Genomic DNA, 15,572 nt, shown 5'->3' on the forward strand with positions numbered 1-15,572 from the left:
GGTATCCATGGCAACGCTTGAAATCCACGACCTGCACGTCTCCGTCGAGGCCGAGAACGGCGCCCGCGAGATCCTCAAGGGCGTCGACCTCACCGTCAAGCAGGGTGAGACGCACGCCATCATGGGTCCGAACGGCTCCGGCAAGTCCACCCTGGCGTACTCGCTCGCCGGTCACCCGAAGTACACCATCACCGGTGGCACCGTGACCCTCGACGGCGAGGACGTCCTGGAGATGTCCGTCGACGAGCGCGCCCGCGCCGGCGTCTTCCTCGCGATGCAGTACCCGGTCGAGGTCCCCGGTGTCTCGGTCTCCAACTTCCTGCGCACCTCGGCCACCGCGATCCGCGGCGAGGCGCCGAAGCTGCGTACCTGGGTGAAGGAGGTCAAGTCCGCGATGGAGCAGCTCCAGATGGACCCGGCCTTCGCCGAGCGCAACGTCAACGAGGGCTTCTCCGGCGGTGAGAAGAAGCGCCACGAGATCCTGCAGCTGGAGCTCCTGAAGCCGAAGATCGCGATCCTCGACGAGACCGACTCCGGCCTCGACGTCGACGCACTGCGCCAGGTCTCCGAGGGCGTCAACCGCGTCCGCGCGACCGGCGAGGTCGGCACGCTGCTGATCACGCACTACACGCGGATCCTCCGCTACATCAAGCCCGACTTCGTCCACGTCTTCTCCGAGGGCCGCATCGCCGAGTCCGGTGGCGCCGAGCTCGCCGACAAGCTGGAGGCCGAAGGCTACGAGTCGTACAGCACGAAGGGTGGCGCGACCGCGTGACACAGCTGCCTGGCCTCCTCGACATCGAGGCGATCCGAAAGGACTTCCCCCTTCTGGATCGTGTGGTCCACGACGGGAAGAAGATCGTTTACCTGGACAACGCGGCGACCTCGCAGAAGCCGCGCCAGGTGCTCGACGCGCTGAACGAGTACTACGAGCAGCACAACGCCAACGTCCACCGTGGTGTGCACGTGCTCGCCGAGGAGGCCACGGCGCTGTACGAGGGCGCTCGCGACAAGGTCGCCGCCTTCATCAACGCGCCGAGCCGCGACGAGGTGATCTTCACCAAGAACGCCTCGGAGTCGCTCAACCTGGTCGCGAACATGCTCGGCTGGGCGGACGAGCCCTACCGGGTCGACCGCGAGACCGAGATCGCCATCACGGAGATGGAGCACCACTCCAACATCGTGCCGTGGCAGCTGCTCTCGCAGCGCACCGGCGCGAAGCTGAAGTGGTTCGGCCTCACCGACGACGGCCGGCTCGACCTGTCCAACATCGAAGAGGTCATCACGGAGAAGACGAAGATCGTCTCCTTCACGCTGGTCTCCAACATCATGGGCACGGTCAACCCGGTCGAGGCGATCGTGCGGCGCGCCCAGGACGTCGGCGCGCTCGTGCTGATCGACGCCTCCCAGGCCGCCCCGCACATGCCGCTGGACGTGCAGGCGCTCGGTGCCGACTTCGTGGCCTTCACCGGCCACAAGATGTGCGGCCCGACCGGCATCGGCGTCCTGTGGGGCCGGCAGGAGCTCCTGGAGGACCTGCCTCCGTTCCTCGGCGGCGGCGAGATGATCGAGACCGTGTCGATGCACGCCTCGACCTACGCCCCGGCACCCCACAAGTTCGAGGCGGGTACACCCCCGATCGCCCAGGCCGTCGGCCTCGGCGCGGCCGTGGACTACCTGACCGCGATCGGCATGGACAAGATCGCCGCGCACGAGCACGCGATCACCGAGTACGCGATCAAGCGCCTCGCGGACGTGCCCGACCTGCGGATCATCGGCCCCACCACGGCCGAGGACCGCGGCGCCGCGATCTCCTTCGTCCTGGGTGACATCCACCCGCACGACGTCGGTCAGGTGCTGGACGAGCAGGGCATCGCGGTCCGCGTGGGACACCACTGCGCGCGCCCCGTCTGCCTGCGCTACGGAATTCCTGCGACGACGCGAGCGTCTTTCTACCTGTACTCCTCTCCGGCCGAGGTCGACGCGCTGATCGACGGGCTGGAGCACGTACGGAACTTCTTCGGCTGACGGACGAGGCGACGAGGACGCAGTGAAGCTGGATTCGATGTACCAGGAACTCATCCTGGACCACTACAAGCACCCGCACGGGCGTGGCCTGCGCGACGGCGACGCCGAGGTGCACCACGTCAATCCGACGTGCGGTGACGAGATCACGCTGCGCGTGAAGTACGACGGCGAGACGCTGACCGACGTCTCCTACGAGGGCCAGGGCTGCTCCATCAGCCAGGCCAGCGCGTCCGTACTGAACGAGCTGCTCGTGGGCAAGGAACTGGCCGAGGCGCAGAAGATCCAGGCAGTCTTCCTGGAGATGATGCAGTCCAAGGGCAAGATCGAGCCCGACGAGGCCATGGAGGAGGTGCTGGAGGACGCGGTCGCGTTCGTCGGCGTCTCCAAGTACCCGGCTCGTGTGAAGTGTGCTCTGCTGAGCTGGATGGCGTGGAAGGACGCGACGGCCCAGGCTCTGGGCGGCGCGGAGAGGGAGACGGCATGACCGAGAACGCGACGCCCGAGGCGTCGATCAAGCCGGCCACCGAGGAGGAGGTCCGCGAGGCCCTCTACGACGTGGTCGACCCCGAGCTGGGCATCGACGTCGTCAACCTGGGCCTGATCTACGGCATCCACATCGACGACGCGAACATCGCCACCCTCGACATGACGCTCACCTCGGCGGCCTGCCCGCTGACGGACGTCATCGAGGACCAGGCGAAGTCGGCGACGGACGGCATCGTCAGCGAACTTCGGATCAACTGGGTCTGGATGCCGCCGTGGGGCCCGGACAAGATCACGGACGACGGCCGCGAGCAACTCCGCGCGCTCGGCTTCAACGTCTGAGCCGTTGTGAACGAGGAAGGCCCCCGGCATCGCGCCGGGGGCCTTTCGCGTGTAGGCCGGTCGGTCGGCGGTTCGTCCAGCCGCTCAGCCGTCCGTTCGCCCCGTCAGCCCTGTTCGTCGGCCTGCCCGTCCGTCTTGCCGTCCGCCTGTCCGTCCGGCCGCGGATCCGGCTGCGGATCCGGCTGCGAGGCGGTCCCGGCGCCGGGGGTCTCCGCGGCGAGTTCGGCGAGGATGGCGGAAGCCAGGTTCTCGCGCCGGATCCGCTGGTCCACGTAGAGCAGATTGCTGAACAGCTGTGTGTACGCGATCTGGAACATCTGGCTCAGGCCGCTGCCGAACAGCACGCACAGGAAGCCGAGCGCGAGGCCGACGATCATGCCTGTCGACAGGCCGGTTCCCTCGCTCCCCTCGGTCATGATCGGGATCATCCCGAACATGCCGATGAGCTGGAAGGGCATCTGGATCATGTAGGCGATGCTCATCCCGATCATGCTGCCGACCAGGGTGATGCCGAAGATCCGCCACCACTCGCCCTTGACCAGCGCGGCCGAGCGGCGCAGCGCGGTGACGGAGCCGGCCTCCTCCATGACCGCCACGGCGGGGGCCAGGCCGAGCCGGGTGGCGAGCCAGACGGCCACCGGGGCGGCGAGCAGCATGAGCGCGGGCAGGAGCAGCACGACCCCGGGTGACGGGTCGCCACCGGCGGCGGAGGCGATCATCAGCGGAATCCACACCGCGAAGGCGGCGAACACCGGGGCGCCCGCGATCAGCCCCGTGAGCGCCAGCACGCCCAGGACGGCGGGGGTCCGCCGCAGGGCCGTGCGCCACATCGCGCGGAAGGTGGTGGGCCGGCCCATGATCGCCTCGCGGAGGACCGCCGGGCACAGGGCGGTGAGCACCGCCATGCCCAGCAGCCCCACTGCACACAGGAGCACGAACAGCGTGATCGCCGCGACGAGGAACGGTGTGAGGTCCTCGGCCGACGGTTCCTGTCCGTAGGGCGGGTCGAAGACCGGCTCGATGTGGTCGTACACCGCGGCGACGGCGATGCCCGCCAGCAGGGCCATGACCAGCAGGCAGATCCCCTGCACGGCCAGCATCACACCGACCAGCTGCTTCCAGTGGCGGCCGAGCGTGGCGAACGAAGCGCTCACGATGTCCCCGAGGCCCAGGGGCTTCAGGGGTACCACCCCGGGCTTCGGCGGTGGCGGCGGAGCCCATCCTCCCCAGTGCGGCGCGCCGCCCTGGCCGCCCGGCCCCGGTGCCCCCGTGGATCCCCACCCTGCGCTCTGCGTCATGCGTCTGCTCCGTCTGCTCGTTCCCCCGTCGAACGCACACCGTATCCCAGCATGTCAGGGACATGGCGGCAGGCTTCCGGCCCGCTTGTGTACGCGCGTACGCATCGATGTGTACAGTTGTACGCATGCCCTACGTCATGCTTGCCGCGGCCATCGCCGCCGAGGTCGCCGGAACCACCGCCATGAAGTACAGCGACGGCTTCACGAAGCTGTGGCCGTCGCTGGGTACCCTGCTGGGCTACGTCATCGCCTTCACCCTGCTCGCGCAGACGCTGAAGTCGATGTCGGTGGGCACGGCGTACGCGATCTGGGCGGGCGTCGGCACCGCCGCGATCGCCGCCATAGGCATGGTGTTCCTGGGGGAGGCGGCCACCGCCGCCAAGATCGCCGGGATCGCCCTGGTGATAGGCGGGGTGGTCCTGCTGAATCTCGGCGGGGCCCACTGATGACCCCCGCCGTGCGGCGCTACGACCCGGACCGGCGGCAGCGGATCATCGACGCGGCGCTCCGGGTGGTGGGTGAGCGGGGCATCGCCGGGCTGACCCACCGCAGCGCCGCAGCGGAGGCCGACGTACCGCTCGGGTCGACGACGTACCACTTCAAGACGCTGGACGACCTGCTGGTCGCCGCGCTGCGCCAGGCCAACGAGGGCTTCGCGCAGGCGGTGGCGGGCTCGGCCGCACTGGCCGACCCGGACGCGGACCTCGCCGGGGCCCTGGCCCGTCTGCTCGGGGAGTTCCTGGCGGCGGACCGGGGCCGGGTCGAGCTGGAGTACGAGCTCTACCTCGCGGCCCTGCGCCGCCCGGCGCTGCGGCCGGTGGCGGCGCAGTGGTGCGAGGCGATGTCGGCGGCGCTGACCCCGCGCACCGACCCGCTGACCGCGCGGGCGCTGGTGGCGGCCATGGACGGGATCGGCCTGCAGGTCCTGCTGACGGACGCCGCCTACGACGAGGACTACGCCCGCGAGGTCCTGCGGCGGATCCTGCGGCCGGCCTAGTGCTGTGGCCGGGAAGGTTTGCCGGGTCGCGTCGTCCGGTGCGGTGGATCGCAAGGCGGAGGACCGCGGCTCGTACTGGACGTACTTGCGCGGTCCGACAACGCGGCGAGGCGCCGTGCCGGGCGTCGTGACCCGGTGAACCTTCCCGGTCACAGCACTAGGTACGCCGCTGTCGCTCGGCCCCCCCGCGCCCTGCGCCCTGCGACCCGGTCCTCGAATACCGGCGGGCCTGCACGACCGGGTCCGGGCCGGGCCCGGTTCCGAAAGGTACGGGGGAGCGGCTCTGCGGGCGGTGGCCCGGTGGCCCGGCAGCCCGGCGGCCTGGTGGTCCGGCAGCCCGGCAGCCCGGCAGCCCGGCGGCCTGGTGGTCCGGGGGCCCTGGTGGTCGCTCAGCCTGCGGAGCGTACGGCCGCGAGGGCCGTCTGCACGCTCGCCTCGATGTCCTGGATCGGGTAGATCACCTCGCGGACCGTGCGGTCGCGGTCGATGACGAGGGTGAGCCGCTTGATCCGGCTCGTGCCCGCCGCGCGGAACGTCGGCAGGCGCAGCGCGGCCGTCAGTGCCAGATCCGCGTCCGACAGGAGCGGGAACCGCAGCCGCTCCTGCTCCGCGAACTCCCGTTGCTCGTCCGGGCGCTGGGTCGACACCCCGTGCACGGTGGCGCCGGCCGCGGTGAACTCCGCGAGCTGGTCGCGGTAGGTGCACGACTCGAAGGTGCAGCCCTTGGCGCCCGGGATCCCGGCCCAGCCGGGCGGGTAGGACTCGGCGCGCGCGTACGCGCCCGGGAAGCAGTACAGGACCGTGAACGGGGTGTCCGCCACCGGGTCGCTCAGCTCGCCGAAACGGTCCGGCAGCAGCAGTGGCGGCACCCGCGTGCCGCGCAGCGCGTGCACCCGTTCCGCCTCGCGCGATGCCTCGTCGGTCGTCGCCGTCATCTCTCCCTCTCCCAGGACCCAGGTGTCTCCCCAGTCCTGGAGGGCCACCAGGACGGGCAGGAGCCCCCGCCCGCGCGGGGTCAGCCGGTACTCGTGCCGCACCGGGCGCTCCTGGTACGGCTCGCGCGCCAGCACCCCGGCCTCGACGAGCAGCTTCAGCCGCTCCGCCAGCACCTTGCGGGACATCCCCAACTCGCGCTGGAGCTCGTCGAAGCGGTGCAGACCGCGCGCGGCGTCGCGCACGATCAGCAGCGTCCACCAGTCGCCCACCACGTCGAGGGCCTGGGCGATGGCGCAGTCCGCGTCGCCGAGGTGTGTGCGCTGGGCCATGGGAACTCCTTCGTCCGTTGACCCAAGGCTGTCATGCTGACATAGTCCGTTCCCAAAGGGAACTTACTCATCGGGCAGGGGGGCACGGGTGTGCTGCAGGGGTTCAAGGACATACCGAGGGTTGTGTGGCTGCTGGCTGCGGGGGTCTTCGTCAACGCCGTCGTCAGCTTCACCTTCGTCTTCGTCTTCCTCTACCTGACCGGCCCGCGCGGCCTCGGTGCCGCCCAGGCGGGCCTCGTCACCGGAATCAGCGGCATCGGCCTGGTCGCAGGCAACTTCACCGGCGGCTGGTACGGAGACCGCTTCGGCCACCGCCGGGTGCTGCTCGCCGCCTCCACCCTCGGGGGCCTGGCCCTCGCGGCCCTCCCGCTGTTCCCCCTGCCGCTCCTCTGCCTGGCCCTGCCCGTGGCCCAGTACGCCTCCGGCGTGATCCGGGCCGCCAACTCCGCACTCGTCGCGGTCACCGTCCCGGAGGGAGCCCGCCGCCAGGCCTTCGCCCTCGTACGCTGCGCCTCCAACGGCGGCTTCACCCTCGGGCCGCCGCTGGGCGCCCTGATCGCCACCGGCCTCTCCTACGACTGGCTCTTCGTCGGCGACGGCGTCGGCACGCTCGCCTTCGCCCTCTGGACCGCACGGGTCGTCCCGGCCCGCGGCGCTCCCCGCACCCCCGCCGCGGCCCAGGACGGGGGTCCGGGCCGCGGCGAACGGGGCCTGTGGCGCGAACTGCGCGCCCGCCCCACCGTGCTGGTGCTGCTCGGCGCGATCCTGGTGACCGACATCGTCTACCGCCAGCAGTACTTCACCTTCCCCGTCTTCCTCGCCGACCACGGCATGGACGCGCGCGCCTTCGGGCTCGTCATCGCCCTGAACGGAGGGGTGATCCTGCTCCTGGAGCTGCCCGCCGCCGTCGCCCTGCGCAAACGGCCGGCCCTGCCGGTCATCGGTGCCGGGATCGTGCTCGTCGGGGCCGGGTACGCGGCGCTGCTGCTCGGGGCCGGGATCGCGAGCGCCGTGGCGATGATGATCCTGCTCAGCCTCGGGGAGATCCTCTACAAGACCACCGCCACCGCCCACATGGCCGACCAGGCGCCCGAGCACGCCATCGGGCGGTTCCAGAGCCTGTACGCGGGCGTCTCGGTCAGCGGGGTCGTCCTCGGTCCGCCGCTCGGCGGAGCCCTCTACTCCGTTGCGCCCGGGCTGCTGTGGCCGCTCTGCGCGGTGCTGGCGGCCGGGGCGGGCGCGGCGCTGCTGGGGGCGCACGCACGCCAGGCCCGGCACGCGGCGCGACCCGCGCGACCGTCACATGAGACCGGTTCGCAACCGACGGCCGTCGCCGGTTAGGTTTCGGATATGACTGCTACGCGTACCACCGGCGCCGTCGCCGCCGGACTTGCCACCATCACCGCCGACGGCACCGTCCTCGACACCTGGTTCCCCGCCCCCGAGCTGGTCGCCGAGCCCGGCCCGGCCGGCACCGAGCGCCTCACCGCCGACCAGGCCGTGGAGCTGCTGGGCGCCGCCGCGGCCAAGGCGATCCGCACGGACGCGGTGCGCGGCGTCGAGGTCGTAGCCGTCCGCACGGTCATCTCCTCCCTGGAGGACAAGCCGCTGGACGCGCACGACGCGTACCTGCGCCTGCACCTGCTCAGCCACCGCCTGGTCAAGCCGCACGGCCAGAACCTCGACGGCGTCTTCGGCCTGCTGACCAACGTCGCCTGGACGTCGCTGGGCCCGGTCGCCGTCGACCAGGTCGAGACCGTCCGCCTCAACGCGCGCGCCGAGGGCCTGCACCTCCAGGTCACCTCGATCGACAAGTTCCCGCGGATGACGGACTACGTCGCGCCCAAGGGCGTGCGCATCGCCGACGCGGACCGCGTCCGCCTCGGCGCGCACCTCGCCGAGGGCACCACCGTCATGCACGAGGGCTTCGTCAACTTCAACGCCGGCACCCTCGGCACCTCCATGGTCGAGGGCCGCATCTCCGCGGGCGTCGTGGTCGGCGACGGCTCCGACATCGGCGGCGGCGCCTCCACCATGGGCACCCTCTCGGGCGGCGGCAAGCAGATCATCTCGATCGGCGAGCGCACCCTGATCGGCGCCGAGGCGGGCGTGGGCATCGCGCTGGGCGACGAGTGCGTGGTCGAGGCCGGCCTCTACGTGACCGCGGGTACCCGCGTGACCCTGCCGGACGGCCAGATCGTCAAGGCCCTGGAGCTCTCCGGCGCCAACAACATCCTCTTCCGCCGCAACTCGGTGACCGGCGCCGTCGAGGCCCGCCCGTACAAGGCGGCCTGGGGCGGCCTCAACGAGGTCCTGCACAGCCACAACTGACACCGGCCGCCGGCCCCACCGGCCGCACCGCCGTTTCCCGAGCGCCCTCTCGCCGTCCCCCACGGCCGGGAGGGCGCTCGCACCGGGCCCTACGAGGCCCGGCAGGTGCTCGGGCTCGGGCTGACGTTGCCGGTGCCCGTGTGCTGGGCGGCGTACCGGGGCCTCGCGACGGGCGCCGTCGTGGGCGTCACGGCCGGCCTGACCTGTGCCGCCTTCTACGACTGGTCGGACGATGCCAGCGGGCTCTTCGCGGTCGGCGTCGCCATGGTCATGGTGGGGAGCCTGGCCGCGACCGCGGGCGTCTGCGCACTGATCGGCGCCGTGAGGCCGAAGGAGCCGGCGGGCCGCCGCGACGGGTAGGCCGCGGGGCCGGGTGTCAGCTCAGGGGGATCGTGCGGACCAGGCCCGCGAAGGCCTGCTTCTCCGCCTCGGTCAGCTCCACCGACTCCATCGGGTGCGCCGCGGAGCCGCGCTGGGCAGGGATCATCGGCAGGCCCCCGGCGGCGCCGGGATCCGCGTGGGGGAAGCGGCTGTCCTCCCGCATGTGGCGGAGGCCGGTGAACCAGACGATCGCGGCCACGAGCAGGACGGCGAGGCCGATTTCCTGAGCGAGGGAGATGGAGGGGAGCACGAGGATCCTCCGGGGGTGCGGTCGGTACGAGCCGGTAACAAGATCGAGCGTGGAAATACTCAACCACCCCGACCGGTCGATTCGGCAGGGATGTGTCGAGCGTCACGCCAGGGCCGAAAGTCCCTAGCTTGTCCGAGAAGGCCCGGTTACGGCTCCAGGTGCAGCTTGAAGCCCTCGTGGCTGCGTGCGAAGCCCAGCCGCTCGTAGAACCGGTGCGCGGCCGTCCGCCGCTTGTTGCTGGTCAGCTGGACCAGGCCGCAGCCGCGCTCGCGGGCCCGCTCGGCGGCGAGCCGCATCAGTTCGGCGCCGAGCCCCCCGCCCCGCCGGTCCGCGCGGATCCGTACCGCTTCCACCAGCGCCCGTTCCTGCCCGTTCTGGCCCAGGCCAGGGATGTACGTGAGCTGCAGGCAGCCGAGGACGACCTCCCCGGCCCCGCCCACCCCGTCGTCCTCGCCCGCCCCGTCCGTGAGGACCAGCATCTCGTTGCGCGGGTCCGCCTCGATCGAGGCGAAGGCCCGCTCGTGCGCCTCGCCGACCACGACCCCGGCCGGGTCGACGACCGAGTCCTCGTCGGCGAGCAGGGCGAGTACGGCGGGCAGGTCCTGGCGGGTGGCCTCACGGAAGATCATGCCGGGATTGTGGCAGGGGGCCCGGCCGGGACGGCGGCCGGACCCCCTGCAGCTGCGGGACCCGAAGGGTTACGGGCGGAAGCGCAGCACCTGCGGGTCGTGGTCGCTGTTCTGCGCCGAGAACTCCGCGTTGATGTGCACGCTGTCGTACGTGAACTTCTTGATCGCCGGGCTGGTCAGGATCTGGTCCAGCACCTGCGCGTTGCCCTGGTAGACGTAGGAGTAACGCTCCGCCTTCGGCAGCGACTTGATCGCCGGATACAGCGCCCCGCCGTCCGCCAGCGCGTCCGTCGTCGCCGAGAACTCGAAGTCGTTGATGTCACCGAGGACCAGCACGTCGGCGTTCTTGTCCTCCGCCAGGATCTGCTTCACGAAGCCGTTCACGGCCTGCGCCTGGAGCAGCCGCTTGGCCTCCGAGGAGCGGACCGGCGGCTGGTGGTGCGAGGTCAGGCCCTCGTCGCCGCCCTTGGAGCCGAAGTGGTTGGCGATCACGAAGACCGTCTTGCCGCGGAAGACGAACTCGCCGGCCAGCGGCTTGCGGCTGTCCGCCCACGCCGGGTTGGCGGGGTCGACGCGGCCGGGGGAGTGGGTCAGAGCGGCCTTGCCGTTGACCTTGGTCACGCCGGTCGCGGTCACCGCGTCACCGGGGGCGCGCTCGGTGAAGGAGACCCGCGCCGGGTTGAAGAGGAACACCTGGCGGATGTTGCCGCCGGGCTCGCCGCCGTCCTTCTTGTCCTCCGGGTTGACGGTCCGCCACTGGTAGGCCGGGCCGCCGGCGGCCGAGATCGCCGCGGTGAACTTGGCGAGGGTCTGCTCCGCCGAGACGGTGCCGTCGTTCTTGGCGCCGTTGTCGTCCTGGATCTCCTCCAGGGCGAGGACGTCGGGGGAGGCCAGGTTCTCGACGACGGCCTTCGCCAGCGCTTCGAACTTCTCCTGCGGGTCGGTCGGGTCGAGGTTCTCGACGTTGTACGTGGCCACCGCGAGCTCCTGCTCGGCCTGCGGCTTGGTCTTCTCGGGGGCGAGGGTGCCCGCCTTGACGGTGCCGAGCGTGCGGGCCACCAGCGTGTAGCCGCCGAACTGGTTGAAGTCCAGAGGGCCTTCCGTGGTGCCGGTCAGCTTGTCGCCGACGTTGGCCACCGGGAAGGGCTGCTGCGCGATGGGCGCGAGCTGCTGGATCTGCAGGCGGCCGGTGTTCTGGGACTCGTAGGAGCCGTAGATGGTGCCACCGCGCTTGGCGGTGTTCTCCCAGCCCTTGACCGTGACCCACAGCTCCGAGTACGGGTCGGTGGCGCCGACCACGCGGGAGGTGCCGATCTTGACGTTCATGCCCTCCAGCGACTCGAAGTGGTCCAGGGCGTAGCGCGAGGGCTCCAGGGTCAGACCGTTGATGCTGCCGCCGGCGGCCGGGTCGCCGGCCGGGGCGTACTCGGCGGGCACCGAGTACTCGTTGATCGCGGTGGCCTCGGGCAGCGCGTTGCCGGAGGAGACCACGGTCACCGTCGGCTTGGAGATCTGGGTGACGGACTGGTTGCCGGAGCTCACGCCGCCGGGGATGTACTCGCCGACCGTTCCGGAGACCTTGACCGCGTCGCCCGCGGTGACGGTCGGGACCGAGTTGGTGAAGACGAAGACGCCCTCGCTGGTGGCGTCGTTGTCGTCGGCGTCCGGGTCCTGGATCCAGAAGCCGCGCGAGCCGTACGTACGTACGCCCGTCACGATGCCCTCGACGTCGGTGACCTGCTTGCCGTTGAGCGGGGATATCCGGGTGGTGCCCTGAATGTCGTGGATGCGTATCGGATCGGCGGACACGGCGCCTTCGGCCGCGTCGGCGGAACCCGCGAGCAGGCCGGTGGCCAGTGCGGTGGCGACGAGGGCCGCGACGGCGGCGGAACGGGGATGCGAGGAGCGCATGGGCAGGAACTCCGGTGTGGGAGAGGGAAAGGTGGGGGGTGCGGCAGTGAGATCTGCGGGAGGCAAGCCGCTCCCTGTACATCTACGCGCGTCAATTTCCTGTGTGGCCAGCAAAGTTGTCAAGCCCTCCAGGGAATACGGAAGCTGACTGTGGGATGAACCAAAGGGGATGGCCCGCCGGACACGCCCGAAATGCGTCTACGCTGGAGCGCCGTACGAAGGCCACGCCTGTCGTCTGCGCCACATCCGCATGCCCGCACTGACCGTCATGTCGGCCATGTCATCGAAATCCGGGCGCATCTGACGGTCCGGCCGACAGCACGGCCCGTGTCACCAACGCCACACCCCCGTTCCACCCCGCCACACCCGTCCTACCCCGCCCCACCGCGTCCGCGAGGAGAACCGTCCCCATGTCCGCAGACTCGCACCCCACGCTGCCGCCCGTACGGCTGCACTCCGATGCGGAGCTGGCCCGTGACGCCCTCGGCGCCCCGCTGTTCGCGCGCGCCGTACGCCTCGCCCGCTGGGCCGGACCCGCCACCCGCGTCGGCGTCGGTGGCGAGCTCGCCGCCGACCAGCTTCCCGAGGCCGCCGCGGTGCTCGGCCTCGACGCCGCCGACGCGGACTCCGCCGGGTACGCGAGCCAGGCCTGGCGCGTGGCCGTGGACACCGGCCTGGTCGACGTGACCGAGCCGGAGGACGACGGCGGGAAAGGCGACGAGGAGCGCTTCGGCACGGCCGCGCCCGGTGAGGACCTCGCGCTGGTGACGAGCGGGGCGCCCGGCGACGTGCTCGACCTCTGGCTGGCGGCGCTGGACACGGTGCTCGCCGACGCGGCGGTGCCCGACCTGGACGACCTCGTGGACGCGCTGGACGCGGGCGGCGAGATCGACTTCGACCGGCTGGACTGGAACCCCGGGCGCGAGGCGGACTTCCTCGACGGGGTCCTCGCCAACCTCTACCTGCTCACCGTCACCGAGGGCGGGGCCGCGGACGAACCGGTTCCGCTGCCGGTGCTCGCCGCGTCGATGGTCGTGCCCGACGACATGGGCGAGCCGACCGACGCCGTGCTGGAGCAGGTCTCGGACGCGATGATGCGCCTCGACGACCAGTTCCGGCAGCTGGAGCCGATCGGGCTGGTGGAGTTCCGGCCCGTCGACGCGGAGCTGATGACGGAGACCGACGGCTCCCTGGAGCGGGAGACCGCGAGCGCCGGGAGCTCCGCGGACGACGAGGACGTCTCCCGCTACGGGATGGTCCGCCTGACCCCCCTCGGCCTGTACGGGATCCGGGCCCGGATGCTGGAGGCCGGGGTCGATGCCCCCGCCGTCGGCGAACTGGCCGAGAAGGGCGCCGACGCCCTCCTCGACGCGGTCTCCTTCTACTCCGAGAGCGCCGCCCAGGCCGAGATCGAGCAGTGGCTGGCAGGCCGGGAACTGCCCGCCGCGGCCGCCGAGCTGCTGGCCGCCGCCCGCGGGGACGACGAAGGCGGCCCGCTGCGCCGGCTCCGGTGCCAGCAGGCCCTGGCCCCCGCCGGACCGGAGGCCGAGCCCGCGGTCCGCTCGGTGCTGGACGACCCGGAGCTCGGCGGGCTGGCCCGGGTCTGGCTGGCGGAGCGCGGGGTGAGCGACGTACCGGTGCCGGACCCGGAGATGGTGTTCTGGCTGACGGTGGACACGATCGCGGCGCAGCTCGCCGCCGACGGGGAGACGGAGGAGCTCCCTCTCCTGATGGAGACCCTGACCGCTCACCACGCGGGCTTCTTCGACGAGGTGTGGCGCGTGGAGCACCCGTCGACGGCGTACGTCCTGGAGGCGATGGGCCGGCTGCACCCGGACAAGAAGGCGGCCAAGGAGGCCCGCAAGGCAGCGTTCAAGGCCCGCTCCCGCCGCCCGGCCTGAGCCGGTCCCCGGTCGGGTCGGGGCCGGACCGGGGGTCGGACCTGGCCGGACCTGACTCCTCGGTGGACACGATGGGCGCCACTGGCTCAGGACTGACCCGGGCCCCCCGACCGGGGTGCCCGGAGCGGGTGCCCGGGAGGGCGGTGACAATGCGCCGTTCCTGGGGCCGGAGTTGGCCATTCCGGGGCAGGGCAAGGGGTCGGTTCCTCTTGATGGGTAGTTCAGCCGCCGTTCACGTGCGGGCGAGAGCGTGTGCGCCGACGACCGCACGACAGGCGCACCACCTCCCCACCCCTGGAGACCCGATGCCGCTCAGCCGTAGAGACTTCACCGCTCGTACCGTCATCGCCGGAGCGGGAGTGGCGCTCACCGGGACGGTCGGCGCCCTCGCCACCGCCCCCGGGGCGCTCGCCGCCGAGGACAGCACCGATCGCGACGAGCACGGACGGCCCTGCGAGCCCGGCTACGGCCCGCTCGTCCCCGACCCGGCCGGACTGCTGGCCCTGCCCGCCGGATTCACGTACCGCGTCATCACGCACAGCGGGGTCACCAAGCTGGACTCCGGCGAGACCACCCCGTCCAACCACGACGGGACCGCCGCCTTCGAGGGCCACCGCGGGGTCACCCTCCTCGTCAACAACCACGAGCTCAAGGGCAAGCGGGAGAACTGGGCCCGTCCGGTCCCGCTCACCGAGGGCCTGGTCTACGACCCGGCCGCGGCCGGCGGATGCACGGTCGTCGAGGTCCGGCGCGGCGGCGAGGTCGCCGAATGGGTGGGCATCGCCGGTACGTCGACCAACTGCGCGGGCGGCGCCACCCCTTGGGGCACCTGGCTGACCTGCGAGGAGAACTCGGACCTGGCCGGCAAGAACGGCATGACGAAGGACCACGGCTACGTCTTCGAGGTCGACCCGCACGACCGACGCGCCAACCGTGACCCGCGGCCGGTCAAGGCCTTCGGCCGCTATGACCACGAGGCCGTGGTCATCGACCCGCGCCAGGGCCACGCCTACCTGACCGAGGACGCCTCCGGCCCCAACGGGCTGCTCTACCGCTGGACCCCGCCCCGCGGCTTCCACCACGGGCGCGGCAAACTCCGTACGCTGGCGGCCGACGCCGGCGTGCTCCAGGCCGCCAAGTGCATCGACAGCTCCGGCCGGTTCGTCGACGACTTCTCGCGCGCCACGAAGATCGGCACCGTGTACGGGGTCGACTGGGTGGACGTGCCCGACCGCGATGCCCGGACCGTACCGGTGCGCAAGCAGTTCGCCGACGGTGTGGTGACGCGCGGACGCAAGCTGGAGGGCATGTGGTGGGCGGACGGCGGCGCGTACTTCGTCTCGTCCTACGCCCGTGAGGAGAGCCCGGGCGCGGCCCACGACGGCCAGGTCTGGTTCTACGACCCCAAGCGGCGCACGGTCCGCCTCACCGTCCTCATCGGGATCAACGCGGACCCGTCGGCCGACGGCGGCTACGACGGCCCCGACAACATCACCGTGTCCCCGTACGGCGGCCTGATCATCGCGGAGGACGGCTCGGGGCTGCAGCACCTGTTCGGCGCGACCGCGTCGGGACGCACCTACCCGCTCGCGCGCAACGAGCTGAACAACGGGTCGGCCGAGGCGCCGGAGTACTCCGAATTCACCGGTGTCTGCTTCTCCCCGGACGGGCGCACGCTGTACGCCAACATCCAGGAGCCGGGCATCATGCTGGCCATCACCGGGCCGTGGCGGCGCGCGCACTGACCGTCGGCGGC

At 71.6% G+C, this 15,572-nt stretch carries 16 protein-coding genes; 11 read left to right on the forward strand and 5 right to left on the reverse strand.

Annotated elements, in window-relative coordinates; all coding sequences use genetic code 11:
* Positions 1-7 precede the first annotated feature (7 nt).
* The 4 genes from sufC to ACZ573_RS22030 are packed head-to-tail and all read left to right on the forward strand — an operon-like array spanning position 8 to position 2,853.
* Positions 8-775 (forward strand): Fe-S cluster assembly ATPase SufC, encoded by a 768-nt coding sequence (sufC, locus tag ACZ573_RS22015; protein WP_030720347.1) that lies wholly within the window; start codon positions 8-10, stop codon positions 773-775.
* The gene (locus ACZ573_RS22020; protein WP_384841045.1) at positions 772-2,028 is read left to right on the forward strand and encodes a cysteine desulfurase; all 1,257 of its coding nucleotides are present in this window, start codon (positions 772-774) and stop codon (positions 2,026-2,028) included. Before sufC ends, ACZ573_RS22020 begins: the two co-directional genes overlap by 4 nt.
* Positions 2,029-2,050: 22 nt before the next feature.
* The gene (sufU, locus tag ACZ573_RS22025) at positions 2,051-2,512 is read left to right on the forward strand and encodes a Fe-S cluster assembly sulfur transfer protein SufU (RefSeq protein ID WP_150256905.1); all 462 of its coding nucleotides are present in this window, start codon (positions 2,051-2,053) and stop codon (positions 2,510-2,512) included.
* Complete coding sequence (locus ACZ573_RS22030; RefSeq protein WP_030009139.1) at positions 2,509-2,853, forward strand: metal-sulfur cluster assembly factor; 345 nt, start codon at positions 2,509-2,511, stop codon at positions 2,851-2,853. The genes sufU and ACZ573_RS22030 overlap by 4 nt, the downstream gene beginning before the upstream one ends.
* A 104-nt stretch (positions 2,854-2,957) precedes the next feature.
* Here the strand turns inward: ACZ573_RS22030 and ACZ573_RS22035 are convergent, their stop codons facing one another.
* A complete protein-coding gene (locus ACZ573_RS22035; RefSeq protein ID WP_471306695.1) occupies positions 2,958-4,007 on the reverse strand; it encodes an oxidoreductase in 1,050 nt (349 codons plus the stop codon).
* Between the two features lie 269 nt (positions 4,008-4,276).
* Here ACZ573_RS22035 and ACZ573_RS22040 point away from each other — a divergent pair, with 269 nt between their 5' ends.
* Both ACZ573_RS22040 and ACZ573_RS22045 read left to right on the forward strand, forming a co-directional pair.
* On the forward strand, positions 4,277-4,597 hold the full coding sequence (locus ACZ573_RS22040) for a DMT family transporter (protein ID WP_189735897.1): 321 nt from the start codon (positions 4,277-4,279) through the stop codon (positions 4,595-4,597).
* A complete protein-coding gene (locus ACZ573_RS22045) occupies positions 4,597-5,148 on the forward strand; it encodes a TetR/AcrR family transcriptional regulator (RefSeq protein ID WP_471306697.1) in 552 nt (183 codons plus the stop codon). Before ACZ573_RS22040 ends, ACZ573_RS22045 begins: the two co-directional genes overlap by 1 nt.
* A 389-nt stretch (positions 5,149-5,537) precedes the next feature.
* Here ACZ573_RS22045 and ACZ573_RS22050 read toward each other — a convergent pair whose 3' ends face one another.
* Positions 5,538-6,413, reverse strand: a complete 876-nt coding sequence (locus tag ACZ573_RS22050) for a winged helix-turn-helix transcriptional regulator (RefSeq protein ID WP_471306699.1) — start codon at positions 6,411-6,413, stop codon at positions 5,538-5,540.
* Between the two features lie 123 nt (positions 6,414-6,536).
* Between ACZ573_RS22050 and ACZ573_RS22055 the strand changes: the two genes are divergently transcribed.
* The 3 genes from ACZ573_RS22055 to ACZ573_RS22065 all read left to right on the forward strand — a co-directional run bounded on the left by ACZ573_RS22055 (position 6,537) and on the right by ACZ573_RS22065 (position 9,104).
* The gene (locus tag ACZ573_RS22055; RefSeq protein WP_471306700.1) at positions 6,537-7,754 is read left to right on the forward strand and encodes an MFS transporter; all 1,218 of its coding nucleotides are present in this window, start codon (positions 6,537-6,539) and stop codon (positions 7,752-7,754) included.
* A 9-nt stretch (positions 7,755-7,763) separates the two neighbouring features.
* Positions 7,764-8,744 (forward strand): 2,3,4,5-tetrahydropyridine-2,6-dicarboxylate N-succinyltransferase, encoded by a 981-nt coding sequence (gene dapD, locus ACZ573_RS22060; protein WP_030720326.1) that lies wholly within the window; start codon positions 7,764-7,766, stop codon positions 8,742-8,744.
* Positions 8,745-8,849: 105 nt separating this feature from the next.
* Complete coding sequence (locus ACZ573_RS22065; RefSeq protein ID WP_471306702.1) at positions 8,850-9,104, forward strand: hypothetical protein; 255 nt, start codon at positions 8,850-8,852, stop codon at positions 9,102-9,104.
* Between the two features lie 16 nt (positions 9,105-9,120).
* Here ACZ573_RS22065 and ACZ573_RS22070 read toward each other — a convergent pair whose 3' ends face one another.
* The 3 genes from ACZ573_RS22070 to ACZ573_RS22080 all read right to left on the reverse strand — a co-directional run bounded on the left by ACZ573_RS22070 (position 9,121) and on the right by ACZ573_RS22080 (position 11,915).
* On the reverse strand, positions 9,121-9,375 hold the full coding sequence (locus tag ACZ573_RS22070) for a hypothetical protein (protein WP_471306704.1): 255 nt from the start codon (positions 9,373-9,375) through the stop codon (positions 9,121-9,123).
* A 146-nt stretch (positions 9,376-9,521) separates the two neighbouring features.
* Positions 9,522-10,004, reverse strand: a complete 483-nt coding sequence (locus ACZ573_RS22075) for a GNAT family N-acetyltransferase (RefSeq protein WP_471306706.1) — start codon at positions 10,002-10,004, stop codon at positions 9,522-9,524.
* A 69-nt stretch (positions 10,005-10,073) separates the two neighbouring features.
* Positions 10,074-11,915 (reverse strand): endonuclease/exonuclease/phosphatase family protein, encoded by a 1,842-nt coding sequence (locus tag ACZ573_RS22080; protein WP_471306708.1) that lies wholly within the window; start codon positions 11,913-11,915, stop codon positions 10,074-10,076.
* Positions 11,916-12,325: 410 nt separating this feature from the next.
* Between ACZ573_RS22080 and ACZ573_RS22085 the strand changes: the two genes are divergently transcribed.
* Together ACZ573_RS22085 and ACZ573_RS22090 are read left to right on the forward strand one after the other, a co-directional pair.
* The gene (locus ACZ573_RS22085; RefSeq protein ID WP_471306710.1) at positions 12,326-13,816 is read left to right on the forward strand and encodes a hypothetical protein; all 1,491 of its coding nucleotides are present in this window, start codon (positions 12,326-12,328) and stop codon (positions 13,814-13,816) included.
* Positions 13,817-14,121: 305 nt separating this feature from the next.
* The gene (locus tag ACZ573_RS22090; RefSeq protein WP_471306712.1) at positions 14,122-15,561 is read left to right on the forward strand and encodes an alkaline phosphatase PhoX; all 1,440 of its coding nucleotides are present in this window, start codon (positions 14,122-14,124) and stop codon (positions 15,559-15,561) included.
* The last annotated feature ends 11 nt before the right edge of the window (positions 15,562-15,572 follow it).

The sequence above is a fragment of the Streptomyces sp. NPDC040545 genome, assembly GCF_055595065.1.